This is a genomic window from Pseudomonas fluorescens (genome assembly GCF_001307275.1).
Classification (GTDB): domain Bacteria; phylum Pseudomonadota; class Gammaproteobacteria; order Pseudomonadales; family Pseudomonadaceae; genus Aquipseudomonas; species Aquipseudomonas fluorescens_AA.
In genome coordinates this window covers 126,520-148,804 of record NZ_CP012831.1, presented here as the reverse complement: position 1 = coordinate 148,804, position 22,285 = coordinate 126,520, and the positions used below count along the sequence as shown (strand labels likewise).

22 protein-coding genes are annotated in these 22,285 nt (G+C 60.3%); 5 read left to right on the top strand and 17 right to left on the bottom strand.

Annotated features, from left to right (window positions below):
* Positions 1 to 74: 74 nt before the first annotated feature.
* The 10 genes from AO356_RS00685 to AO356_RS00640 all read right to left on the bottom strand — a co-directional run bounded on the left by AO356_RS00685 (position 75) and on the right by AO356_RS00640 (position 11,755).
* Positions 75 to 1,073, bottom strand: coding sequence for a helix-turn-helix domain-containing protein (locus tag AO356_RS00685; protein ID WP_060738143.1), 999 nt, complete (start codon positions 1,071 to 1,073; stop codon positions 75 to 77).
* A gap of 88 nt (positions 1,074 to 1,161) precedes the next feature.
* A complete protein-coding gene (locus tag AO356_RS00680; RefSeq protein WP_060738142.1) occupies positions 1,162 to 2,640 on the bottom strand; it encodes an aldehyde dehydrogenase family protein in 1,479 nt (492 codons plus the stop codon).
* 74 nt (positions 2,641 to 2,714) lie between these two features.
* Positions 2,715 to 3,563, bottom strand: coding sequence for a VOC family protein (locus tag AO356_RS00675; protein WP_060738141.1), 849 nt, complete (start codon positions 3,561 to 3,563; stop codon positions 2,715 to 2,717).
* 22 nt (positions 3,564 to 3,585) lie between these two features.
* Entirely contained in the window at positions 3,586 to 5,232 is a 1,647-nt protein-coding gene (locus tag AO356_RS00670; protein ID WP_060738140.1) for a bifunctional 3-(3-hydroxy-phenyl)propionate/3-hydroxycinnamic acid hydroxylase, read from the bottom strand.
* A gap of 21 nt (positions 5,233 to 5,253) precedes the next feature.
* The gene (locus AO356_RS00665) at positions 5,254 to 6,075 is read right to left on the bottom strand and encodes an IclR family transcriptional regulator (RefSeq protein WP_060738139.1); all 822 of its coding nucleotides are present in this window, start codon (positions 6,073 to 6,075) and stop codon (positions 5,254 to 5,256) included.
* 2 nt (positions 6,076 to 6,077) lie between these two features.
* The gene (locus AO356_RS00660) at positions 6,078 to 6,929 is read right to left on the bottom strand and encodes a fumarylacetoacetate hydrolase family protein (protein ID WP_060738138.1); all 852 of its coding nucleotides are present in this window, start codon (positions 6,927 to 6,929) and stop codon (positions 6,078 to 6,080) included.
* Positions 6,930 to 7,277: 348 nt separating this feature from the next.
* Positions 7,278 to 8,726 carry a carotenoid oxygenase family protein gene (locus AO356_RS00655; protein ID WP_060738137.1) on the bottom strand — a complete coding sequence of 483 codons (1,449 nt, stop codon included), beginning with the start codon at positions 8,724 to 8,726 and terminating at the stop codon, positions 7,278 to 7,280.
* Between the two features lie 35 nt (positions 8,727 to 8,761).
* Positions 8,762 to 9,943 carry an MFS transporter gene (locus AO356_RS00650; RefSeq protein WP_060738136.1) on the bottom strand — a complete coding sequence of 394 codons (1,182 nt, stop codon included), beginning with the start codon at positions 9,941 to 9,943 and terminating at the stop codon, positions 8,762 to 8,764.
* A 54-nt stretch (positions 9,944 to 9,997) separates the two neighbouring features.
* Entirely contained in the window at positions 9,998 to 10,990 is a 993-nt protein-coding gene (locus tag AO356_RS00645; RefSeq protein WP_060738135.1) for a SphA family protein, read from the bottom strand.
* 144 nt (positions 10,991 to 11,134) lie between these two features.
* A complete protein-coding gene (locus tag AO356_RS00640; protein ID WP_060738134.1) occupies positions 11,135 to 11,755 on the bottom strand; it encodes a TetR/AcrR family transcriptional regulator in 621 nt (206 codons plus the stop codon).
* A gap of 163 nt (positions 11,756 to 11,918) precedes the next feature.
* On the opposite strand from AO356_RS00640, the gene AO356_RS00635 reads away from it, so the two are divergent.
* Positions 11,919 to 12,359 carry a hotdog fold domain-containing protein gene (locus AO356_RS00635; protein WP_060738133.1) on the top strand — a complete coding sequence of 147 codons (441 nt, stop codon included), beginning with the start codon at positions 11,919 to 11,921 and terminating at the stop codon, positions 12,357 to 12,359.
* An 83-nt stretch (positions 12,360 to 12,442) separates the two neighbouring features.
* Here AO356_RS00635 and AO356_RS00630 read toward each other — a convergent pair whose 3' ends face one another.
* From AO356_RS00630 to choW, 5 genes are all read right to left on the bottom strand, one after another.
* On the bottom strand, positions 12,443 to 13,579 hold the full coding sequence (locus tag AO356_RS00630; RefSeq protein ID WP_060743041.1) for a hybrid-cluster NAD(P)-dependent oxidoreductase: 1,137 nt from the start codon (positions 13,577 to 13,579) through the stop codon (positions 12,443 to 12,445).
* 9 nt (positions 13,580 to 13,588) lie between these two features.
* Positions 13,589 to 14,845: an aromatic ring-hydroxylating oxygenase subunit alpha gene (locus AO356_RS00625; protein ID WP_060738132.1), complete on the bottom strand. Its 1,257-nt coding sequence runs from the start codon at positions 14,843 to 14,845 to the stop codon at positions 13,589 to 13,591.
* Between the two features lie 139 nt (positions 14,846 to 14,984).
* A complete protein-coding gene (locus tag AO356_RS00620) occupies positions 14,985 to 15,923 on the bottom strand; it encodes a LysR substrate-binding domain-containing protein (protein ID WP_060738131.1) in 939 nt (312 codons plus the stop codon).
* Between the two features lie 29 nt (positions 15,924 to 15,952).
* Positions 15,953 to 17,176 carry a choline ABC transporter ATP-binding protein gene (gene choV / locus AO356_RS00615; protein ID WP_060738130.1) on the bottom strand — a complete coding sequence of 408 codons (1,224 nt, stop codon included), beginning with the start codon at positions 17,174 to 17,176 and terminating at the stop codon, positions 15,953 to 15,955.
* On the bottom strand, positions 17,173 to 18,021 hold the full coding sequence (choW, locus tag AO356_RS00610; RefSeq protein WP_060738129.1) for a choline ABC transporter permease subunit: 849 nt from the start codon (positions 18,019 to 18,021) through the stop codon (positions 17,173 to 17,175). Before choW ends, choV begins: the two co-directional genes overlap by 4 nt.
* 158 nt (positions 18,022 to 18,179) lie before the next feature.
* Here choW and AO356_RS32485 point away from each other — a divergent pair, with 158 nt between their 5' ends.
* The 3 genes from AO356_RS32485 to AO356_RS00600 all read left to right on the top strand — a co-directional run bounded on the left by AO356_RS32485 (position 18,180) and on the right by AO356_RS00600 (position 20,095).
* Positions 18,180 to 18,479 (top strand): hypothetical protein, encoded by a 300-nt coding sequence (locus tag AO356_RS32485; protein ID WP_146042640.1) that lies wholly within the window; start codon positions 18,180 to 18,182, stop codon positions 18,477 to 18,479.
* A 136-nt stretch (positions 18,480 to 18,615) separates the two neighbouring features.
* Positions 18,616 to 19,320 carry a TetR/AcrR family transcriptional regulator gene (locus tag AO356_RS00605; protein ID WP_060738128.1) on the top strand — a complete coding sequence of 235 codons (705 nt, stop codon included), beginning with the start codon at positions 18,616 to 18,618 and terminating at the stop codon, positions 19,318 to 19,320.
* On the top strand, positions 19,310 to 20,095 hold the full coding sequence (locus AO356_RS00600; RefSeq protein ID WP_060738127.1) for a pyrroline-5-carboxylate reductase family protein: 786 nt from the start codon (positions 19,310 to 19,312) through the stop codon (positions 20,093 to 20,095). Before AO356_RS00605 ends, AO356_RS00600 begins: the two co-directional genes overlap by 11 nt.
* A gap of 88 nt (positions 20,096 to 20,183) precedes the next feature.
* Here the strand turns inward: AO356_RS00600 and AO356_RS00595 are convergent, their stop codons facing one another.
* Positions 20,184 to 20,705: a DUF4142 domain-containing protein gene (locus tag AO356_RS00595; RefSeq protein ID WP_060738126.1), complete on the bottom strand. Its 522-nt coding sequence runs from the start codon at positions 20,703 to 20,705 to the stop codon at positions 20,184 to 20,186.
* Between the two features lie 217 nt (positions 20,706 to 20,922).
* On the opposite strand from AO356_RS00595, the gene AO356_RS00590 reads away from it, so the two are divergent.
* Positions 20,923 to 21,165: a YdcH family protein gene (locus tag AO356_RS00590; protein WP_060738125.1), complete on the top strand. Its 243-nt coding sequence runs from the start codon at positions 20,923 to 20,925 to the stop codon at positions 21,163 to 21,165.
* Positions 21,166 to 21,381: 216 nt separating this feature from the next.
* On the opposite strand, the gene AO356_RS00585 is transcribed toward AO356_RS00590, so the two are convergent.
* Positions 21,382 to 22,245, bottom strand: a complete 864-nt coding sequence (locus AO356_RS00585) for a LysR family transcriptional regulator (RefSeq protein ID WP_014338666.1) — start codon at positions 22,243 to 22,245, stop codon at positions 21,382 to 21,384.
* Positions 22,246 to 22,285: the final 40 nt, after the last annotated feature.

The following is a 22,285-nucleotide window of genomic DNA, read 5'->3' as shown; positions in this document are numbered from 1 at the left end:
GAGCCGCCCTGTGGCAGTGAGCAAGCTCAGCTCCTACAGGGGATATCGTGAACCCATATGAATTGGAAACAGGCTCAAGCGGCCGTCGATTTTTCCCGGCTGTCACTCGCGGTGTCACGAAATAGCCGGGGCGACATGCCGAACGTCGATTTGAAATGCCGGCTGAAGTGGGAACTGCTGCCATAGCCCCAGGCGTAGGCGATCTCGGTGAGCGAGCGGTGGGCATGTTCCCGGTTACGCAGGTCCTCGGCACAACGTGACAGGCGCCGCTGCCAGATGTATTCGCTGACACTGCACCCCAGTTCATCCTGGAAGGCGCGGTGCAGGCTGCGTACCGAGCACTGTTCGGCGTTGGCGATGCGTTCGATGGTCAGGTCGCGGTCGGCCAGGTGGCGCTCGATGTACGCCTTGAGGCGGTTCTGCTTGAAGAAGCGGAAGTCGTGTTCGAGCTGCTTTTCTTCCTGCTTGTTCTTCAGCGCGTTATCCAGCAGCCCGGTGATGCTGTCACCGATCAGCCCGGCCGAATGGTTGTTCAGCAAGGGATATTGGTTATAGGCATCGCTGATCAGGTGCATGAGCATCCGCCCCAGTCCATTGCGACCATTAAGGTGCATGTCGGCGGTTTGCGCGAACTGCCCGGATGCCCCCTGGAACAGCAGGATGAAATGTTCGCAGCCTTGCGTGCTGGTTACGTTGAACGGTTTGCCGCAGTCGACCAGGAGCATTTCGTCAGGGGCCAGCACGCTGCTTTGCTGGCCTTGCTCGAAATGACTGACGCCGGCCACCTGCATGATCAACATGCGCGGGGTGTCGAGGGCGTCGACCGCTTTGCTCAGGTGGCGTGAATATCGATGGGCGCTGGCGGTCATTCGACAGAAACGCAACTGGCCCAGGTCCCCGTACTCCAGCCGGCCCTGGAAGTTGCTGTCATGCAATGGGTCGATGAACGTCGATTCCAGCCGTTTTATATAGTCCGGCGTACGCCCCAGGTGATCGCTCATGAACTCTTTCCATTTCATCAGGCGGTCGGAGCGAACAACCTGATCAGTGGACACGCAGGCTAAATGGTTCATTTTTCGCCTCTGTTTATTATTGTTTTCTGACGGATCGGGCAAAGGGGTCGATTTGCCCGATCCGGGTCTGATCAAGGGTGCCACAGATTCAGAACGGGTAGTGATGGCCTCCCGGCTGCCAGGTCACCCAATGGGCACGGGTAAACTCATCCAGGGCATAGTGACCGTTGAAGCGCCCGAGGCCGGAATTCTTTTCACCACCGAACGGGGCATTGGGTTGGTCATCGACGGTGATGTCGTTGATATGGGTCATGCCCGCCACAATGCCACGGGCGAAGTTCAAGCCACGGGCCATGTCCCGGGTGAACACGGCACTGGACAGGCCATACTCGCTGGCGTTGGCCAACGCCAATGCATGGGTTTGGTTTTCTGCGACCAGCAGCGGCAGCAGGGGGCCGAACGTTTCATCGCGGGCCAGTTCCTGATCGGCTCCCACTTCACCGAACACATGGGCAGGCAGCACCAGCCCGGATGCCGGGCCGCCGCACAGTTGCTTGAGGCCGGCACTCCGGGCGCCGTCGAGCTTGCGCAACAGGCCATCGAGCTGGCTCTGATTGACCACTGGCCCGATCACCGTGTCTGCCTTGGTCGGATCACCCGTCTTGAGGTTGCGCACGCGCTCCACCACCAGCGACGCGAAATCGGCATACAGCGAGCGGTCGACGATTACTCGGTTGACGCTCATGCAGATCTGGCCCTGGTGCAGGAAACGCCCGACCACCGCCGCGTGCGCCGCAACGTCAATGTCGGCGTCATCCAGCACCACCAGCGGCGCGTTACCGCCCAGTTCCAGGGCCACGCGCTTGATGTGTTTGCCACCGGTGGCAATACGGCCGACATTGCGTCCCACATCCGTCGAACCGGTGAAGGAAATCAGGCTCGGCACCGGGTGCTCGACAAAGGCATCGCCGATTTCCGAGCCCGCGCCGACCACCACGTTGAGCGAGCCCTCGGGGAAGCCGGCCTCTTCGAACAGGTGGGCAATCAGCAGGCCGCCGGTCACCGCTGTGTCGCTGGCGGGCTTGAGCACGATCGTGTTGCCCAGGGCGAGTGCCGGCACCACCGAGCGCATGCTCAGGTACAGCGGGAAATTCCATGGACTGATCACACCCACCACACCCAAGGGTTCACGGAAGACAAAGCTCTGTTCGCCGGGCTTGTAGCTGGTCAGGATCCGACCTTCGACCTGCATCGGCATCGTCGTGCATTCGCGCACCAGGTTCAGCGTGAACTGCCATTCCATGCTCGCCTTGATCCGGGTGCTGCCGGATTCGTGGATCAGCCAGTCGATGATTTCTTCGCGGCGGTTCTGGATGACCTTGGCGAGCTTTTCAAGTTGTGCGCCGCGCTGGGTGGGGTGCAGTTGTGCCCACGGTGCCTGCGCCTTTTGCGCCGCCTGATAGGCGTCGTCGAGATCGGCAATCGAGGCCAGGGGCATCTCCAGCAACTGTTCGCCGTTGAAGGGGTTGCGGTCGTCCAGGCGGCGTGCGGAGCGCCCTGCACGCCAGGTGCCGTTGATGTATTGGTCGCCGTTGATGGCGTAGGGCGCGAGCGGTTGAGTCGTCATGGTCTTTTACCTTTGGAGGCAGGTGATCGCCTCGTTTAGAAATTAAGGGTGCAAACGCCGATGAGGGAAACTGCTCAGCTCCTGATCCAGGCGCGGCCCCAGGAATTGAGTGTGTATTCCTCTTGTGCCCAGACACCGGGCTGGCGGCTGGCATCGGTGACTTCCAGCTCAGCCGAGAACTCCAGGCGATTGCGATCGGCATCGACCACCATGAAAAACAGGTTGTTGCCCGGCCCATGTCGGCCGGGCCCGAAGAAAATGGTGATGCGTTCCTTGGCGAAGCGATCACCCCAGTCGCGTATGTCATTCCATTCGTTGGTTTCGTAACAGTGGTGGTCCCACTCGTTTTTCGAACCGCGGAAAAACGCCAAGGTGTGGTGCTCGTCGTCCGAGCGCAGGAAGCACGTCATGAGTTGGCCGGTCTGCTCGTCCACGACGTTGTCCGAAACCGTGAAGCCCACCGTGTTGACGTAGAAATCGATCATGGCTTCCAGCTCCGTGGTCTGGAACACCACATGTTGCAAGCGGCCGGGCATGCCCTGGCCCGAGTTCTGGAGAGCGGGGTGAGCGACGCCAAATATCGTTTGCCGGCCCTGGGGATCACGGATCAGGAAAGCCCCCGTTTCGAGCAATGGCGAGTCGAGCTCTTCGATGAAACAGCCATTGCCGAGCAGGCGAACCCGCAGTGCTTGCAGGCGAGGCTGACTGCCCAGGTCGAACGCCGCCGCGAGCAGGCCACTGTGGTCGGCGGGAGACACGAGCATGGCGCGTTGCGGGCCGCTGAGCATCCAGCTGCCATCGGCTTGCGCCTGGCTGTCCATGTCCAGCATCCGTCGATAGAAATCGATTTGCCGTTGCGCGTCCTTGCTCGCCAGGTGCAGGTAGCACAGGCGTGCAGGTGTGGAAGTCTGGAGTGTTTGCATAACCACCTCTGTGCTTGAAGGTTTAATGAAAGACGGGCGCGATGCTCGGCTCGATTGCGCTGCCGTGGGCCGCGGCGATGCCGAACAGCGACTGCAACGATTCGGCGGCCGGGGTTTCGGTGGCCTTGTCGAAAATCGCGGCGATATAGCGATCCGGGCGCAGCAGCAGGAACGGGCGTGAATCGCCCAGCAGGGTTTTGAGCTGGCCCTCACGGTCCTGGAGCACCGTGCAGCCGGGGATCGACGGCACGGCCTGGACGGACGCGGGCAGGATCAGGATGCGTCTGGCTTCAAGGTGGCTCCAGAGGCCATGCTTGAGTTCATCGATACGCTGGCGGGTCGGGTCGCCGTATTGAATCAAGGCGAAGCCGGCGCCGATGGTGTCATCGAGCAGGCGTTCTTGGCCGTGGGCGTCGGTGAGCATCGGTTGCGGGAACATCTGTCCGCAGGACAACGTGCCTGCTTGCCCTTCGGTCAGCACCAGGCCCCGGGTGAAGCGGGGTTTGGGCTTGAAGCGCATTTGCAGGAAGTAATCGCGCAACGGCGGCAACAGGCCGACCAAGGCGAATGCGCCACTGATCAGGCGAGCACGCAGGACGGTGGCCGGAGCCATGACCACGCCGAGGTTCAAGGCCAACTTGATCAAGGCCCATGCATGATCACGACGCTCGCTTTCGTAGGACAGCAGGGCGCTTTCCGCCATTTTCCCCTTCAGCACGCCGACCAGCTTCCAGCCCAGGTTGTGGGCATCGCGAACGCCGCTGTTCATGCCTTGCCCGGCATAGGGCGGGGTCAGGTGAGCGGCGTCGCCGGCGAGAAACACCCGCTGCACCTGCCACCGCTCGGCGACCCGGGCATGGAAGGTGTAGACCGTCTTGCGCACGATGGAAACCGGCGCGTCACCCTTGAAGGGGCGCAGCAATGCTTGCAGGCAGGTTTCGTCGAGCACCTGTTCGTCCGTTTCTCCAGGCTTGAGCAGGAACTCGAATCGGCGCGTACGGTGAGGGCCGGGCACTTCCACCACCGGACGCCTGGCGTCGCAATACACGCGGGTCTGCCAGAAGGGGTCGTCGTCCTGGTCGGTATCGACCACCAGCCAGCGCGAGGAGAAGCTCGAACCGACCATCTCGATCCCGAGTTGCTTGCGCACCGGGCTACGGCCACCGTCGCAGGCCACCAGGTAAGCTGCGTGGACTTCCATCAGTTGCCCTTCGGCGTCACGCACCAGCGCGCATACGCCGTGTTGGTCCTGGGTGAACTCCACCAGCTCGTGGCTGAACCGAGCCGTCAGGCTGGCAAAACGTTCGAGGCCTCGCCTGAGGGTGTTTTCAAACAGCGGTTGGCGAAACGCGTTGCGCTTGGGGAAGCCATACAGCTTGCCGGTCGGCTCGACCTTGCCGAAGCAGCGACCGCCGGGCCGGGTGAAGTAATGCACGCCGTAGCCGGGCACGACATCACGCAGCACAGCGGCATCGAGCCCGATGGCCTGTATGGTGCGCAAGGACTCGTCGTCGATTGAAACCGCCCGCGGCTCGGTCACGGTGCCCGGCTTGCGATCGATGATCAGGGTGTCCACATCGGCTTGGCCGAGCAGGTTGGCCAGGGTCAGCCCGGTAGGGCCGGCACCGATGACCAGGACCTGGGTGTTGATGCGTTTGAGGGTTGTCATTGTTATTCCCTTCCGGATGGCTCAGCCCAGTGGCTTGGCGCGGTTGGCGAGCGCAGCCATGCGTTGCGACAGTTCCTGCGCCAGGGCAAGGATCTGTTGCCCTTGTGTCTCTTCCTGGGCGCTGTCGCGTTCTCGTACCGGGCGCACGCAACTGATGCTGCCGACGACCTTGCCATCGCCGTCGAAGATCGGCGCGGCCAGGCCATAGACGCCCGCGTCGACTTCACCTGCGCTGGCCACATAGCCTTGGCGACGCAGTTGCTGCAACGAGCGACGAAACGCTTCCCAGGTCTGGCCAAGTTGACTGGCGCGCACTTCATCGGGGTGGTCGAGAAACAGTTGGCTGTGTTGGCGCGAGGTCATGTTGGCGAGGATCGCCTTGGACGTCGCTCCCAGGAACAAGGGCCTGGGTGAGCCACGGGAGTAGCTGACCTCACTGAACAGGTCCCCGTGCTGGTGAATGCACACAACCTGGTCCTTGAACAGCCGGCAGATCAGCCACACCTGTTGTTCGCTCCACTGCGGGAAGCTGGGCTCAAGCGATTGCGCGGCGCGTACGAGGGGGTCGCTCAGGCGCAGTTGGCGGTCCCAGGTAATGATTCGCGCGCCCAGGGCATAACGCCCGGCTTCGACCTGGAACAACAGGTTGGCTTCGGCCAATTCGCGCACGTAGCGGTAGATCGTCGAACGGGTAAAACCCAGGGCGCCGCCCATGTCGTCCACCGCCCAGATCGGGCTCTGTTCGGTGAACAGGTCGAGTACCCGCAACATGCGCTCCAGGCTCGAACCTTTGCTGTCGCCATCCTGCTCGGGCAGGGCGTCAGGGGTGTGTAGGTTTTCCATGTTTACTGCTCATCCACGATGCTGTTGCGCAGGGTGCCGATTCGAGCAATCTCGACCTCCACCTGATCGCCTGGCTTCATCCACACCGGCGGCTCGCGGAACGCTCCGACGCCGCCGGTGGTGCCGGTGACAATCACGTCACCGGGGGCCAGTTCGGTGAAGGTGGAGCAGTACTCGATCAGCTGGCGCACATCGAAAATCATGTCGCTGGTGCGGGTGTGCTGCATCACTTCGCCATTCAGGCGGGTGGTCAATTCCAGGTCCTGCGGGTCGCCGATCTCGTCGCCGGTCACCAGCCAGGGGCCGAAACCGCCGGTGTTCGGGAAGTTCTTGCCGGGGACGAACTGAATGGTGTGCTTCTGCCAGTCGCGGACACTGCCGTCGTTGTAGCAGGCATAACCGGCGACGTAGTCCAGCGCGTCGGCAGGTTTGACGTGGCGGGCCGCTTTACCGATCACCACCGCCAGCTCGCCCTCGAAATCAAGCTTGTGGGACGCGGTCGGGCGAACGATGGGTTGCAGGTGGGCGGTCTGGCTGTCGGCGAAGCGGGTAAAGATCATCGGATAGGTCGGCATTTCCCGACCGGTTTCGCGCACGTGGGTGGCGTAGTTGATGCCGATGCACAGCACTTTGCCCGGGTTCGGGATCACGGGCAGGAACGTCACTTCAGCCAAGGGGATACGCGGCAGGCCTGCCAGGCGCGCAGGGCTCAGTTCGTTCAGGCGGTTGTGGCCGATGGCCTGTTTGAGATCGCTGCCAAGGGTTGGTTTGAGCGATTCCAGGTCGATGACTTGATCACCTTCGATCACACCGTAGCTGCGACGGCCTTGGACAATAAAGCTTGCGAGTTTCATAGGGGCTCCTGGAGAGAGGGAGGGTGCAATGAGGGTTAATCTAGTCTTGCGATAAAATCCTGTAAAGTAGGATTTATGCAAAAATCCTAAAATATGGAATTTATGTGTTTTTAGGCGAGGCTGTACCTTTGGCGGACCTGGGGAGCAGGGGGAGGGGGAGGCAGGCAGTCACCGCAGATGGCAGCGGCCGCGAGAGGTGCACAAAAGGCTCTGAACGTGTGGGAGCGAGCTTGCTCGCGATGAGGCCAGCCAAGTTCAATACTCATGTAACTGAACCGCCGCCATCGCGAGCAAGCTCGCTCCCACAGGGATTGTGCTTAATTGACGGGCATCAGGGCCCGATGCCAATCAATCGCTTGGTGCCCAGCAGCCATGCAGCGACATGCGCATCCGGAAGGGAATCCTGATCCGGGCAATGGGGCCGCTGGCCATGTCACGGGTGTCCAGCACCACCAGTTCACTGCGCCCTTCGGCAATGAGGTTGAGCATGGCAACCACGTAGCCATCGGCTTCCTCTGCATCCGCCGAGCGCGGTATGAAGATGGGTTCCTGGAAGCATCCGCTGTCGCCGGGAAACCAGGCGTCGGTGCGGCCTGTCTGCAGGTCCAGGTGCGCCAGCAGGTTGAAAAACTGGAAGGGCATCGGCCCATTCGCCGGGTTGTAAGGCCGCTCAGGATCAAAGGCGAGCAGGAACCCATGCCGGTATTTTCGACCGATGTAGCGATCATCACACCGTGGAAACTCGCAGGGATATTCCGTCAGTGGCTGCGGTTGAACGTCCTCCTGCGTGCCATTCAGGTCGAAGGTCCAGCGCATCAGGCTGGCGGCCAGGGTTTCAGGCGGTGGTACGTAGCCGTCGGCCTGGGGGAAGAAGTAGAAGATATTCCCGCCGGTGACCGGCATGTCCACGTACACCTTGCCGCCCTCATCGAACGCATTGAGCGTATGCCCCTGGAAACCGTCCTTGGGCCCCTTGAACCAACGCACATCTTGCCCGCGCCCGTTGCGCGGCACGATGGCGAACAGCTGAGGCAGGTCGGGTTGCCACTGGAAATGCGGCCCGCCGTTTTTCATGCGCTCGACGTCAACCGTCAACGGAATCAATGGGAACACCACGTACCGTTCGGTCACCGCGAAATCATGCACCATCGCCGCATAAGGGGCCTGGAACCAGATCTCGTGCAGCAGCTTTCCGTCCGGCGAGATTTCGAAGTAGGCCAGGTCGGGCGTACCGTCGCCTTTGGCCTCATAACTGCAGGCCAGCAGGTTGCCTGTCACCGGATCGAGCTTGGGGTGGGCGGTGAACGTCGCGGCTTTGATCTGCCCATCAAAGGTCCATTCGCCGAGGGTCTCCAGGGTTTCGAGATCCATCGCCCAAGGCAGGGCATCTTCCTTGAGTGCCAACAGGACGCCGTTGTGAGGGATAACGGTGGTGTTGGCGGTGGTGTTGTTTTCTGCCGCTAAGGGGTCATTGGTGTAGACGTTTCGATAGACGCCGTTGAGCGAACGACCTTCACGGCGCTGGGCCAGCAGGCGATCGGTCTTCACGTAGCGGCGTCGCATCGAGACTTTGCCATTGGCAAAGTTGAAGCGGCTAACCATGCCGTCGCCGTTGAAAAAAATGTCGTTACCCAGCATGGGTGGGTACTGCGGGTCTGGCGCCACCTGATAAAACGTCCCACAGATCGAAGCAGGCAGGATGCCTTCGATCTCAAGATCGAACACCTCTGCTTCCACGCGGCTGGGCGTGTAGAGAGCACCGGAAAATTCAGGGGTTTGAGGGAATGGAATACTCATCAGGCAATCTCGTCAATGTGCGGGTTCGTTCAGGTTCAGGCCGATTGCGGGGACATCGCCGGTCCGGAAGGCTTCACGCCGCGGCGAAAGCGTGCAACTACCAAGCACGAGATCACCAAGGCTAGCAGATAGGCTGAGGCGGCCAGCCATCCGACCGCGCGGAAGTGTCCCTCGCCCACGACCAGTGCGGCGCCAAACGGGCCGAGTCCCTGGCCGATGAAAATCGCAGCGTTACCCAGGCCTGCCAATCGGCCGGAAGGGTCCAGTTCCGCCGCCATGGAAAGCAGGTAGGGCAGGCTGAAAAACCAGACCATATGGATCAGGCAGGCCGTGGTGATAAAGGCAACGGGGCTGGTGCCATAGACCATGATCAAGGTCGCCAGCAATGCCGTGCCGAAGCTCAACAGTTGCGGAAACAGCAGGCCCAGACGCCGTCCGATCAGCCCGGCCAGCCCGGCGCCAAGGGCTCCGGCAAGGATGCTGCCGCCGAGGATGCCGCCAATCTGCTGGGGCTCCAGGCCGATGCTCTTGCCGATGCGTTCCTGGTACACCCACAGTGCCGAGTGGCCGAAGAACAGCAGGGCAAACAGCAGGATCAACAGCATGGCGGTGAGACCGAATGGCTGGATCGAGCCATTGGCCGCGCGATGTGCTTGCGGGTAGTGCTTGGGCACTCTCCAGCAACCCAGCGCTGCGAGCACGCTGGTGATCGCCAACAGGGAAAACGCGCCATTCACGCCAAATGTTTGGAGGACCCGCGGCATGGATGTCACCAGCAGCATGCCCCACAGCAGGTTGCCGATGTTGATGACCGCGAAGGTCGCATCCTTGGAGGTGCGCAGCGCTGCGGTGGCATAGACCACCGCCATGACCGCGCCGCCGCTGGCGCCGCAGATCATCCTGGAAATGACCAGTCCGGTCTGGCTGTGCAGTTGTGTGCTGGCCAGGTTACCCAATGCCAGGATCAACAAGGCCAGCAGGGCGAAGCGGCGCCGGTCGACGCTCGCCATGAACAGGGCGCAGGCTCCGCAAGCGATGGCCATCGCCATGAGTTCCGCGGCGAAGATAGCGCCGATTGCATTGAGCGGCAGGCCGAGCTGGTCGATCAGGGCACCGCCCAGGATCGGCTGGATCTGTAGCGTCCCCAGGGAAATGACCATCATCAGGCAGATGGCGCCCAGTGATTTTTTGCTATCGATGGAGTCGAGTGCGTTCATGAAGCATCACCTCAGGTAAAGAGCCTGCTCATACGTGAGCCGCCTACACGTCAATCAGAACTTGTGAACGTAGCGAACCTGCACCTGGTAATCCGCTCGGGAGCGATTCTCGACGCCGGTTTCTTTATAGGTGTTGAGCCAGAAGGCTTTGTCTTCGGTGATTTTCCAGAACAGGCCCGGGCCAAAGCCCAGCACCTTTTCCCGGGAGTCGGTCAGGGTGTTGCCGTTGACCTTGTCATCCGAAATCTGCCGGAAGTAGTAACCGTTGATGCCGACCGAGACCTTCGGAAACACTTCGTACGAGGCGGTGAAGTTGGCCCATGCCGACTGTCCTGACTGGGTGTCGTGCACCGTTTGCCCTTCAAAGAACTGCTGCGAACTGCTCGCCGGATCGTCGTTCTTGAAGTTGTACAGATAATTCAGCCTCCAACTCACTTCCCAACGGGGTGCCGGCATCCAGGTCGCTGCCCAGTAGGGGTTCAGGGAGAAGTGGTTGGAGCCAGGGTTCAGGTCTTTGTCTTTGTCGTACTTGCCTGTTGGCAGGAGGGTGTCGAAGGCCATGCGCTGCACGAAAACCGGCCGGCCGCTGGCGTCGACGATCGGATCGAACTGGATCTGTGGCCCGACCGTGACATCGCCCAGGCCGGTAGCGTTGTCCTTGAGCTTGGCCCCGTTGTCGCCGAAGTCGCCATCCAGGGAAACGACGGGTACCAACAGGCTCCAACCCAGGTGTGCCCCTCCCGCGAAGGTGTCGGGTGAGTAGTAGCTCAACTGATTGATCATCGTGATGACGTTGATCTTCGGGTCATCGAAGGCGCCGTTTTTCTTGCCGCCGTTGGTCCTGATGCTGCTGGCGGTGCTGAACTTCAGGTAGGTCTGGTGAGTCAGCCCGGGTGGCCCCGCAAACCCGTCGTAGAAGCTGGTGCCGCCCAGGTTGATACCGCTGGGTTGGCTTACGGAAGGTGGTGGAGGGCCATCGGCGGCATGGGCGGCAAATGACGCGAAGCTGAGTGCCAGGCACGCTGGCAGGGATTTGGTCGGGCTCATTGAAGTGGCTCTATTCTTGGAATTGTGAGCGGGGGAATGTCCCCTGGCACTTCGACTTTAAGTCCCGGTGGTGGGTGATGCTTGAGCGCAACGGCCAGAGTTGACTGGGAGCGCCATTGACCGGGAGAAACGGGAGCGAGCTGCTCAGCCGCCAGCGCCAACGGCGCGCCAGGCGGCCTCGGCCAACTGCTGCCGGTAGTCTTCAGGGCTGCGTTTGACGCGGGCCGAGAGCCAGGCGCGGCAGTAGCTCTCCGCCGAACCGATGATCAGTGACGGGATCAGTTCGAAAGGCAGGTCCTGCAAATCCTGCTGGTGGGCCGGGTCGCTGAACCATTTCTTGAGCTCGGCGTTCCTGGCCAGATTCGCCTCGGCGAGCCGTTCGTTGAAGCCGCTGCGCGCGACCGCAAAGCGCGCCTGGTACTGGAACCGCGCCCAATCGGGTTGGCTGACCACCCAATCGACGTAGCTGAACACCAGGGCATGCACCCACTCCTGGGTCGAGGTGACAGCGCCAAGGTAGCTGTCCCGCAGCCGCGCCTGATCGTCCAGGGCGGTCATGTACAACGCCGCGACCAAGCCTTCCTTGTTGTCGAAATGGTGATAAATGGCCCCCACGCTCATCTGGCTTTCGGCACGGATGATATCGATGGTGGTCGCTTCTATGCCCTGTTGGTTGAACAGCGCCAGGGCACATCGAAGGATGTGCCGCTTGGACTCGGCACGACGCCCTGGGTAGCAGCGCTCGAGGAGATCGACAGGTTCCATTTTTCGGCCCAGGCAAAAAGTGGCCATGGTAATTGAAACAAAGGCTCGGCACGAGCGATTGACAGGGTGGACATTTACAGAATATTGTTCTGTAACAGAGCGATATTCTGTAAAAGAGTAATGTTCTGTTCATGACTCCAGCCCACCTGACCAGAGATACCCCATGAGCCAGACTCTCAGCATGTACCAAAGCGTTGGTCCGTCCGCTTTCAGCAATATGGCCTGCCAGATGGCACCGTACTTCGGCACCATCAACCCGGAGATTTCGCTGTTGGCCCCCGGCCGCAGTGAGGTGAAGGTGCCGTTCCGCAAGGAAATCACCAATCACCTGGCGTCCGTTCATGCGATCGCGTTGTGCAACGCGGCAGAACTGGCGGGCGGCATGATGACCGAGGTGTCCATCCCTGGCGGGGCTCGTTGGATTCCCAAAGGCATGACCGTCGAATACCTGGCCAAGGCCAAGACGTCCATCCACGCCATTGCCGACGGTAGCGACATCGACTGGCAGACCTCGGGGGACAAGATTGTCCCGGTCGAGATCTTCGACGAGGGCGGCGTGAAAGTCTTCACGGCACGCATCACCATGAATGTAAAACTCGGTTAGGTCACCTGGCCCATCAGGCATCGACCGTTTCCGCCAGAGGCGCCATCAGCCACTGGCGGAAACGGCTGATGCTTGAGGCAAGGCTAAAGATCAAGGACCAGATCAGAAGTGGGTTTGCTGCAGCACAGCAAGCGCAGGCCTTTGTCGATTTCCCGCTGCCTGATACCGCCGTTGTGATGCATGTCCACCGTGCCCTGGAGCAGGGCCGTCTTGCAGGTGCCACAAACACCCTGGCTGCAGGAGGAGGGCACGATCGCGCCGGCTTTCCTGGCGGCAGACAGCACGGTCTGATGGCCCGGCATGCTGAACGTCTTGCCTGACCGCGACAGGGTCACGGTGAAGACGTCCTGTTGATTGAGCGAAGCCGCCTGCTCGATCAACGGTTCTTCATTCAGTGCGGCGATGTCGAAGCTTTCCTGGTGGTAGTGGGCGAAATCGAATGCTGCTTCCCTGAGCAGCGACTTGACCGCTTCCATGTAACCCTGGGGGCCGCAGGTAAAGATTTCCCGCTCCTGGTAGTCCGGCACGTGCTGGCTCAACAACGACAAGTCGAGCCGGCCTATCGGTTGCTGCCATTGAGCGGTGTCGCCGAGACCTTCGCAAACACTGATGACCCGCAACCCCGGCATGGCGGCCTGCATGCGCGTCAGTTCCGTGTGGAAGATGATGTCGGTGGGCGTGCGGGCGCTGTGCACGAAAACGATGTCGAGGTTGCCGGCCATGTCGCACGCGGCCCGGGTCATCGACATCAGCGGCGTTACGCCGGAACCGGCGGACAGGTACAACAACTTGGTCGCCGGATGGCCGACCGGTGTGAAGCTGCCCGCCGGGCCGGAGGCCTTCAGGCTGTCGCCGGGCTTGAGGTGGTCATGCAGCCAGTTCGACACTGCGCCCCCCGGTACGCGCTTGACGGTAATGGAAAACGCAAACGGCCGGGTCGGGGAGGACGACAGGGTGTAGCAGCGGGCAATGGTCTGCCCGCCAATGACCGGTGAGATCGTGATGAATTGACCGGGCTCGAAGCTCAGGGCGCTGAAGTCCGCACAGCGAAAAATGAAGGTTTTGACGTCATGGGTTTCCTGGCGCACAGCGCAGCATTGCAGGGTTTTCTGTTCACCACTGTGCCATTGCGCGCCGAACGTGCCCCAGGTGGCCGGGTTGGTAAAACGCTGGAGCGCGCTGGCGTTTCCAGGGCGCGTCAGGTTTTCGTAAGTCGTCATGTTCATTCCTCACACGCCATGGGCGGCCAGACGCGCCGCGTACCAGCGAGAGAACTGGTCGACATAGGTTTCGGTGAAGGCCGAGAACGGCCCGGGCGTGTAGGCAGGATCCTGGGTACCGCTGTGGGTGATGCCGACGAGGCTGGCGTCCTGCAGGTTGGTCGCGACCCAGACTTCGGTCAGCTTATCCACCTGGTAATCGACGCCTTCGACGGCATCGGCATGGACCAGCCACTTGGTGCGCACCAGGGTTTTATCGGGCGCCAGAGGGATGATGTAGGAGACCACGGCATGGTCGCTCATGATGTGGGTCCACGAGTTGTGCGTCCAAAGATGCACGTCGCCCAAGTCGCGGCGCGTGAGCTCGCCAAACAGCCGGGTGCACGCCACGCGGGTGTCCAGGGTCTGGGATTCGCCGTTGCCGGCAATGGCCAGTCGCTGCGAGCGGAACTGGGTCACGGCGTCTTCACCCAGGTGTTCGACGGCATCGCAGATGTAGCCTTCGCTCTCCCAGTTGGCCTTGGTGTCAGCATTGCGGCGGTGATATTCGGCCAGCGCCTGGAGTGAATCCTCCCCCAGCCCGTCGGTGCAGAAACCGAAATCCTCGGGCAGGAAAGAGGCGGTCAATTCCGGGTGGGTGGCGGCGCAGTGATAACACTCGCGATTGTTCTCGATCACCAGTTTCCAATTGCCGTTCTCGATGATTTCCGATTCGTAGGCGATCTTGGAATGGGCGAGGTCATATTGGGCGAAACGCGGTGTCATGACCTGGTCAAGGTACAGGATGTCTTCCGGCGGTTCGTCGCCCAGGCAGACGAAGACATGGGTGCCGACGACCCGAGTGTGCACCGGGATCAGGCTTTTGCATTTAGGGTCGAAGTCCTGGCCCATGTGTGCCGCATGTTTCAGGCTGCCATCCAGGTCGTAGGTCCACTGGTGATAGGGGCAGACCAGCATGCCCACCGTTGACTTGCCGGCCTGTTTCAAGCGCGCCCCGCGGTGCCGGCAAACGTTGCGAAACGCCTGCACATGCTCATCATCGTCGCGCACCAGGAGGATGGAGGATTTGCCGATATCGAGGGTGGAGACATCACCGGGTTCGGGGACGTCGCTGGTGACCCCCACCAGAATCCAATGCTGGGTGAAGAAGATATCGACATCGGTTTCAAAAATATCCTGGCGACCAAACAAACCGCCCGGCATGCCGTGGCCCGGCGTGCGGTCGGTCAGAAGTTCACGGTGGGTCTTCACGGTATTGATTGTCATTATGGGTCTCGCTCAAACGCAAAGTTGATCAGGCGGCGAGTACAGTTTGGAAAGGTGGGATAAGACCGTCAACGCGCTTTATTTTCACGCTCGCATAACTTTGCGTTATGCGTAAAAGTGGTCTTTAACATCTTTGTAATCAATGGTTTAGATGGCTGTCATCGCGCAGCCAATCGATCAGTGCCTGGGTGATGGGCTCACGTTTCCGACCGCTCGGAATAACCAGGTAATAAGCGTCTTTTGGCTTGACCACGTAGGGCGTAATTCTGATCAGTTCACCACTGTTGAGCCGGTGCGCGATCAGCCGACTCCACCCCAGCGCAATGCCGTGGCCTTGAATAGCCGCTTCGATCGCATCGTTATAGGAACTGCAGCGAAAGGAATAGTTGAGCTTGGGGCGCATATCGCCCAGTTCCCGACACCAACGGTTCCAGGTCATCCAGCCTTCCAGGGTGGAGTCCGAATCAATCAGCGCCGTGTCCAGGAAATCGGTAACGGATGAAGGGGCTGCGTTGGCGGCAAGCCAGACCGGCGCGCAAACGGGAAACACTTCTTCATCGAACAGGAAAACCGAACTGCCATCCTCCCATTTCCCATTGCCGAAACGGATGGCCAGGTCGACGTCATCGCGGTATGAACTGGGCGAGACCTGTTGCGTCAGCAAGCGCAACTTCAACTTCGGTTGCAGGGTGCGCAGTGCAATCAACCGGGGGAGTATTCTCAAGTGAGAAAACGCTTCCGTGCAGGCGATGGTGATCTCCTGCTCACCAATGCCCTCGGCAATTTTGTCGAAGACACTGGCCATGCGATGAATGGACTCCGCGACGACCAGATGCAGGACATAGCCTTCGTGCGTCAGCTTGATCGACCGATGAAGGCGATGGAACAGCTTGGTCTCCAGGGTATCTTCCAATAACCGGATCTGCTTGCTGACGGCGGCCTGCGTGACGCCCAGCTCTTGGGCGGCGAGGGTGAAACTGGCCAGCCGCGCCACGGCTTCGAATTCCAGCAACGCCGTCATCGACGGTATCAACCGCCGATAGCCCTTGACCTTTTTATCGATATCGCTGGGTTGCATAGGTGTGTTCCAACGCCGTGCCGGGTGATTCAAGCCACCGAAGATGCTCTTGCAGGTTCAGCAAGCACAGGGTGCGACAGGTTGTGCCCCAACAGTGCCCGATACAGTTCACCGTCGCCCAGGATGCCCAGGACAGTATCGGCCTCATCCCGCACGATCAAGGGATGGCCCGTTTCGTAGCGAATCTGCAGGGCATCGCGCATGGTGGTGATCGGCGGCACGCAAGTCGGTTGTCGCGCCAAGGTGTCGATTCTCTCGGTCGGATTCCATGATTGGACGTGTGCGGTGGTGGCACCTTTTCGAACGCTGGTCAGATGACGCTGCGGGTTCACCACCATCCACAGGTTTTGAGCCGTATCCAGGCAATATTCGTCGCGGGCCAAAACGCATTGGTCCAGTGGGGTCATCAAGCTTTTCGCGCACAGCACATTCAACGGGTTGGTGTGGGCGACGAAGTTGCGCACGTAGTCGTCGGCCGGGTTGAGTACGATCTCTTCGGGCGTGCTGTACTGGATGATCTTGCCGTCCTTCATGATGGCGATCCGCGTGCCCAGTTTCAGGGCTTCGTCCAGGTCATGGCTGACGAACACGATGGTCTTGTGCAGCTTGCGCTGCAGATCAAGCAACTCATCCTGCAGGCCTTGGCGGATCAGCGGGTCGAGGGCCGAGAACGGTTCGTCCATCAGCAGGATGTCGGCGTCCATCGCCAGGGCGCGGGCCAGGCCGACCCGTTGTTGCATGCCGCCGGACAGTTCGTCGGGCTTCTTGTTGCGCCATTGGGTCAGGCCCACCAGCTCGAGCTTCTCATCCACCAGCTTGCGGCATTCCTTTTCCGAGCGGCCCTGCATTTCCAGGCCGAAGCTGATGTTCTCGCGCACCGTCAGCCAAGGCATCAGGGCGAATTTCTGGAACACCATGGCGATGCGCTGGGTGCGCATCATCTTCAGTTCGGCGGGGGTGCAGGAAGCGATGTCGATCTGCCGGCCTTCGTGCTCGACGAACAACTTGCCACGGCTGACGGTGTTCAAGCCGTTGATGCAACGCAGCAGGCTGGATTTGCCAGAGCCGGACAGGCCCATGAGCACGCAGATCTCACCTTTGTTGATTTCCAGGTTGGCTTTCTCCACACCGACGATCAAACCGGTTTTCTGAAGAATCTCCGGCCGCGAAAAGCCTTGGTCGAGTAGTTCCAGGGCGGGCTTCGGACGGGCGGCGAAGATGACGTCGACGTCTTCGAAACGGATGATGCTCATACGTCACCTCTTTTCACAGTTTCCCGTTGTTTGCAGATTCGATCGAGGATGATGGCCAGCAGCACGATCGCCAGGCCGGCTTCGAAGCCCATGGCGATATCGGCGGTGTTCAGTGCATTGACCACCGGTTTGCCCAGGCCATCGGCACCCACCAGCGCGGCGATCACCACCATCGACAACGACAGCATGATGCACTGGGTGATACCGGCCGCGATGCTGGGCATCGCATGGGGCAGTTCGATACGCGACAGGAGTTGGCGACGGGAGCAGCCGAAGGCTTTGCCGGCGTCCATGAGTTCGTCCGGAACGTCGCGGATGCCCAGGTAGGTCAGGCGGATGGGCGCGGCAATCGCGAACACCACCGTGGAGATCAGGCCCGGGACCACACCCAGACCGAAAAGGGTCAGGGTAGGAATGAGGTAGACGAAGGTCGGTACGGTCTGCATCAGATCGAGCACCGGACGCATCAAGGTGTAGAACATCGGCCTGTGCGCGGCGACAATGCCCAGCGGTACGCCGATGATCACGCACACGAGTGTGGCGAACGTCACCTGGGCCAGGGTTTCCATGGTTTCCTGCCAGTAGCCGAGGTTGAATATCAGCAAGAATGAAAAGGCGACGAAAAGTGTCAGGCTGACCTTGCGTTGGATGTAATAAGCGAGGAACGCAAATATCGCGATCAAAGCCAGGGGGTTGAACCACAGAAGGGCGTGCGTCAGCGCAGTGATGGTCCCGGACAACGCCAGGGATATAGCGTCGAATACGTCTGCGCCATGCTGCGTCAACCAATCGACATACCGGGCAATGATCTCGCCCAAGGGAAGTTTCTCTTGTGTAATCCACATATCACTAATCCGGCTGATGGAAGAAATGACTCGCGAACGCAACCACCCGGGCACAGGCGTGTACGGCTGATCCAATCGCACGGCGGGGTTGAAATTCTGTTATCGCTGGGCGATGCGTTACCTGGCGGGGGCTAGGTTCTGTCCTGGCTGGAGCATCGATGACCTCGCTTCAAATGGTTGATATCTGTGGCCCAAGCGTTCGGGCAGCACAGAGCGCCTGCGCGCTGAACTCGCGTTGGCAGTTATCTGGATTTGGGCAGTGGGTGACAGATGAAGGGTATGACGAAGGCAGTCGTTCCGGCATTCTTTGGCCGGATGGCGAAGTTCTTTCAGCGGCGTTCAGCAAAAAAATCATAATGGCGGCTCGTTGTTGTTGTTTTAGAGTCCTTGCCTCTTGGAGATACAACCAGGCGCGCCTCACGGACATGTTGTTTCATGCCTGGGCCCGGCTTGTTTGATGAGAGCGGTGGTTGGATCTCCATGATGCTGGACTTTAAGTGCTCGAGACGGTCAAGTCAACAAAATGTACTCATGTGTACATTAAGGGATCATGAGAGTACATTTCTATCACGTATTTGAAGAAGGAGGCGCACGATGCCGCAGGTAGGGAAGGCCCGTAGCAAGGCCCAGGACGCAGGCTGGCGAGGCTCGCCGGAGGGCTGGCTGGAAGCGGCCTACGTGGCCCTGAAAGAGTCGGGCATCGATGCGGTCCGGGTCATGCCACTGGCCAAGCGCCTGGGTTTGTCACGCACCAGCTTCTACTGGTTTTTCGAGGACCGTGAGCAACTGCTGGCTGCTTTGCTGTCGCGTTGGCGGGAGACCAACACGGGGGGGCTGATCCGGCAAAGTGAAAGCTATGCCGAAAGCATTTCCGAGGCGATCCTGAATGTGTTCGAGTGCTGGCTCAACCCGCAATTGTTCGACTCGCAATTCGAGTTCGCCGTGCGCAGCTGGGCGCTTCAGTCTGCTGAAGTGGCCCAAGAGGTGGCGGTGGTGGACGAGCAGCGCATGAACGCCCTGGCGAACATGTTCAAGCGCTTTGGCTACGACAGCCAGGGGGCTGATGCACGGGCCCGAACGATCTATCTGACGCAGATCGGCTACATCACCATGAACACGACAGAGTTGATCACCGTGCGCTTCCAGCGCATCCCGCATTACGTGAGCATCTTCACCGGCAAAGTCCCCAAGCAGCGTGAGCTGGATCGTTTCTACGGGAAGTTCGGTTATGCCGAAAAAGAGCCTGGGGTCTTTGTGCCCTTGACCGACACGTTCGAAGGTCACGGCGATGATCAATGAGACCCTTGGGATCATTGGCGGTACCGGTTGGTTGGGCGGCGCGATTGCCAAGGCAGTCCTGGCGAAGGAGCTGGTGCCGGCGGGCAACCTGATCATTTCCAATCGCTCGGGCAATCATCCGTTGGCTCAACAAGGTGCTTGCCTGGTCACGGACAACCAGGACTTGGTGAATCGCAGCGCCGTGGTGATCATTGCGGTTCGTCCCGAGCATTTCGCCAGCCTGGGCATCAATGCGACGGGTAAGACGGTGATCTCCTTGATGGCCGGGATCACCGCGCAGGCGATTGCAGCGCAGACTTCGGCTTCAGCGGTCGTGCGGGCGATGCCCAACGCGGCGGTGGAAATCGGACAGTCCTTTACGCCTTGGTATGGCTTTAGCGCGATAGCGCCGGCGACGAAAAGCCTCGTGCAGCAGTTGTTCGAGTGCGTGGGCACTGCGGCTGAGGTCGAAAAAGAAGATTTCATCGATTACCTTTCCGCGCTCTCGGGCACTGGCCCGGCCTTTCCGGCCTTGTTGATGACGGCGCTGGCCCATCAGGCGATGCTGGCCGGTATACCTGGCGACATCGCACAGTTGGCGGCGAAAAGTGTCGTGGTCGACAGCAGCCAGTTGCTGGCGAGTCGTGACGCCCAGCAGATGATCGACGCCTTGGTGGCTTACCGGGGTGTCACGGCCGCCGCCTTGCAGGTGATGAGCCGGGGGGATTTCGAAGTACAGCTGGGAAGGGCGTTGCAGGCGGGCGCTGCGGTTGCGCGCAAGGGGCTTGAGGCCTGATAAAAGTCCGGGGTACGAAAACGGCGCCTTCCCGTCTTGGGAGAAGCGCCGTTTTTCCTTGAACGAGCCTCAAGTAGCGGGTCTACCGTTACTTGCTTGGATGGGCCGCCTGGAGTTTCTTGGCTTCATCCAAGTGATGTTGCAGGTCCGGCAGCATCTTCTGGGCGAACGCCTTGAGTTCGGTGTTGCCGGCTTTCTTGTCGTCGGTCACGGTATTGGCTTCTTTCTTGAACAGGGCGATGGTTTCTTCGTGGGCCTTGACCTGGTTGTTGGCGAAGGCCGCATCAAAGGACTCATCGCGCACCTCGAGAATCTTCGCCTTGGCTTTCTTCATCAACGTGGTGTCGTCGGGCACTTCGATGTCATGTTTTTTCGCCAGCGTCTTCAGCTCTTCGTTGGCCTTGGTGTGGTCGGTGATCATCTTGTTGGCGAACGCCTTGATGTCCGCCGATTGGCTTTTTTCCAAGGCCAGTTTGCTGGTTTCGATTTCCGCGATGCCACCGACCGCCGCCTCGTCGACAAAGTCGTTGGAAGTCGCGGCCCAGGCCATGCCCATGCTGGTGCTCAGGGCGACTGCCAGGCCAAGTTGACGCAGGATGAATTTGTCCATAAGTGAGTCTCCATACAGGTTGAACGAGCGATTCTTGTCGTCTCTGATCAATGGAGGGTTGTGCCCGGGCAAAGGTTTGATCGCCAAGCGATCCGGTACGACGAACGGTCACCGCTGGTCGGATTGGCGGTCGACAGAACCCCGTTCAAGAGGCCATCCTGATAATCGACGGGCGTTGAAAGGACGCCTGCCACCGATCCATCAAAGGAGGTGTTCCATGCCGGTGTCTCACGATTTGTGCCAGGATCTCAACTACACAAAAGATCAAATCCAGCAAAAACGCAGCGAGAATCCAAGGCTCGACTCGTTACTTCAACAATACTCCCAACTTGATGCCAAGGTGGTCGATGCCGAGAAGCCATCCTCCGCCGCGCTGCCCGCCGACGTTTTGGAGACGCTCAAGAAGAAGCGATTGCTGATCAAGGACGAGATCGTGGATCACATGCAGAGCGAGCCATAGAACCCGACCCTTCGTATCGCGAAGGGCTTTTGTGGCCAGGGATTGCTCCCGCTGGGTTGCGACTGTAGGAGCTGCCGAGTGCAACGAGGCTGCGATCTTTCCACTGGCGATTGAGCCGCAAGAGAAAGATCGCCGGCTTCGCCAGCGCCTGAAAAGCGGGAGCAATCCCAGGCCATGTCAGGTCCTCATCCCGGGCAAATCTTGCTTGAGCAGCCGTCAGGTCAATGGATCCCAGCGCTGTGACCAGTCGCTGCCGGTCTTGACGATCTCTCGCAGCACTTCGAATGCCTGCTGCAACGCCGCTGAGTCCCGATCGCGGGAATAGACCAGGTAAGTCGGATAATTGAATTCCGGTGCCTTGGGCACCCGTTCCAGGATTCCACTGTCCAGGTAGCTCTGCACGACTCGCGTGCGAAAGTAACCGCTGCCGCCGTTTTCCAGGATGTATTGCAGGGCCAGGGGGCCTAGGTTGAAGGTCACGGCGGCCTTGGCCTTGTCTGGCAGCGCGGTGTCGTGTTGGCGCCGGAAGTCCGCGCTCCAGTCGATATACACATAGGGTTCGGGACGGGCGGCCAGGCGCACCAGGATGAGTTTTTCTTCCAGCAGTTGTTCTACCTGCAGGCGCGGCCAGTATTCGGGCTGATAGACCACCGCCGCATCCAGCAGGCCCAGTTCCAACTGTTGCAGCAGCTTCTCGCCGTCGCGGATGTCCATGCGCAGGGCGTGACCGGGGATCTTCTGGCGCAGTTCTCCGGCCCAGGCGAGCATCAAGGGGTTGCACAGGCTGACCTCGCCTCCCAGGTGCAGGACGTTTCGATAGCCCTCGGGCAGCGGCAGGTCCCGGCGGGCCGCTTCCCAGGTTTGCACCAGTTGGTTGGCGTAGACCACAAAGGCCTCGCCGTCGGCGGTCAAGCGCGCGCCGGCACGGTTGCGCACGAACAGCGCGCAGCCAAGCTGGCTTTCGAGCTTCTGGACCCGGGCGGTGATCGCCGTCTGGGTCACGTGCAGCTTTTCGGCGGCTGCGGCGAGGCTGCCGTGACGGACGATTTCCAGGAAAGTGCGGGCGAGGTCGATGTCCATGTTCAGGCCGATGCGGGGGAAGCGGGCATTGTAAGAGCTG

Coding starts and splice junctions, on each gene's coding strand:
- AO356_RS00670 (WP_060738140.1), bottom strand. CDS start 5,232: ATGACAACCCTCAAACGCATCAACACCCAGGTCCTGGTCATCGGTGCC.
- AO356_RS00635 (WP_060738133.1), top strand. CDS start 11,919: ATGAGCCAGACTCTCAGCATGTACCAAAGCGTTGGTCCGTCCGCTTTC.
- AO356_RS00590 (WP_060738125.1), top strand. CDS start 20,923: ATGCCGGTGTCTCACGATTTGTGCCAGGATCTCAACTACACAAAAGAT.
- AO356_RS00680 (WP_060738142.1), bottom strand. CDS start 2,640: ATGACGACTCAACCGCTCGCGCCCTACGCCATCAACGGCGACCAATAC.
- AO356_RS00655 (WP_060738137.1), bottom strand. CDS start 8,726: ATGAGTATTCCATTCCCTCAAACCCCTGAATTTTCCGGTGCTCTCTAC.
- AO356_RS00665 (WP_060738139.1), bottom strand. CDS start 6,075: ATGGAAAACCTACACACCCCTGACGCCCTGCCCGAGCAGGATGGCGAC.
- AO356_RS00685 (WP_060738143.1), bottom strand. CDS start 1,073: ATGAACCATTTAGCCTGCGTGTCCACTGATCAGGTTGTTCGCTCCGAC.
- AO356_RS00660 (WP_060738138.1), bottom strand. CDS start 6,929: ATGAAACTCGCAAGCTTTATTGTCCAAGGCCGTCGCAGCTACGGTGTG.
- AO356_RS00620 (WP_060738131.1), bottom strand. CDS start 15,923: ATGCAACCCAGCGATATCGATAAAAAGGTCAAGGGCTATCGGCGGTTG.
- AO356_RS00640 (WP_060738134.1), bottom strand. CDS start 11,755: ATGGAACCTGTCGATCTCCTCGAGCGCTGCTACCCAGGGCGTCGTGCC.
- choV (WP_060738130.1), bottom strand. CDS start 17,176: ATGAGCATCATCCGTTTCGAAGACGTCGACGTCATCTTCGCCGCCCGT.
- AO356_RS32485 (WP_146042640.1), top strand. CDS start 18,180: ATGACCTCGCTTCAAATGGTTGATATCTGTGGCCCAAGCGTTCGGGCA.
- AO356_RS00600 (WP_060738127.1), top strand. CDS start 19,310: ATGATCAATGAGACCCTTGGGATCATTGGCGGTACCGGTTGGTTGGGC.
- AO356_RS00630 (WP_060743041.1), bottom strand. CDS start 13,579: ATGACGACTTACGAAAACCTGACGCGCCCTGGAAACGCCAGCGCGCTC.
- AO356_RS00625 (WP_060738132.1), bottom strand. CDS start 14,845: ATGACAATCAATACCGTGAAGACCCACCGTGAACTTCTGACCGACCGC.
- AO356_RS00645 (WP_060738135.1), bottom strand. CDS start 10,990: ATGAGCCCGACCAAATCCCTGCCAGCGTGCCTGGCACTCAGCTTCGCG.
- AO356_RS00595 (WP_060738126.1), bottom strand. CDS start 20,705: ATGGACAAATTCATCCTGCGTCAACTTGGCCTGGCAGTCGCCCTGAGC.
- AO356_RS00675 (WP_060738141.1), bottom strand. CDS start 3,563: ATGCAAACACTCCAGACTTCCACACCTGCACGCCTGTGCTACCTGCAC.
- AO356_RS00585 (WP_014338666.1), bottom strand. CDS start 22,245: ATGGACATCGACCTCGCCCGCACTTTCCTGGAAATCGTCCGTCACGGC.
- choW (WP_060738129.1), bottom strand. CDS start 18,021: ATGTGGATTACACAAGAGAAACTTCCCTTGGGCGAGATCATTGCCCGG.
- AO356_RS00605 (WP_060738128.1), top strand. CDS start 18,616: ATGCCGCAGGTAGGGAAGGCCCGTAGCAAGGCCCAGGACGCAGGCTGG.
- AO356_RS00650 (WP_060738136.1), bottom strand. CDS start 9,943: ATGAACGCACTCGACTCCATCGATAGCAAAAAATCACTGGGCGCCATC.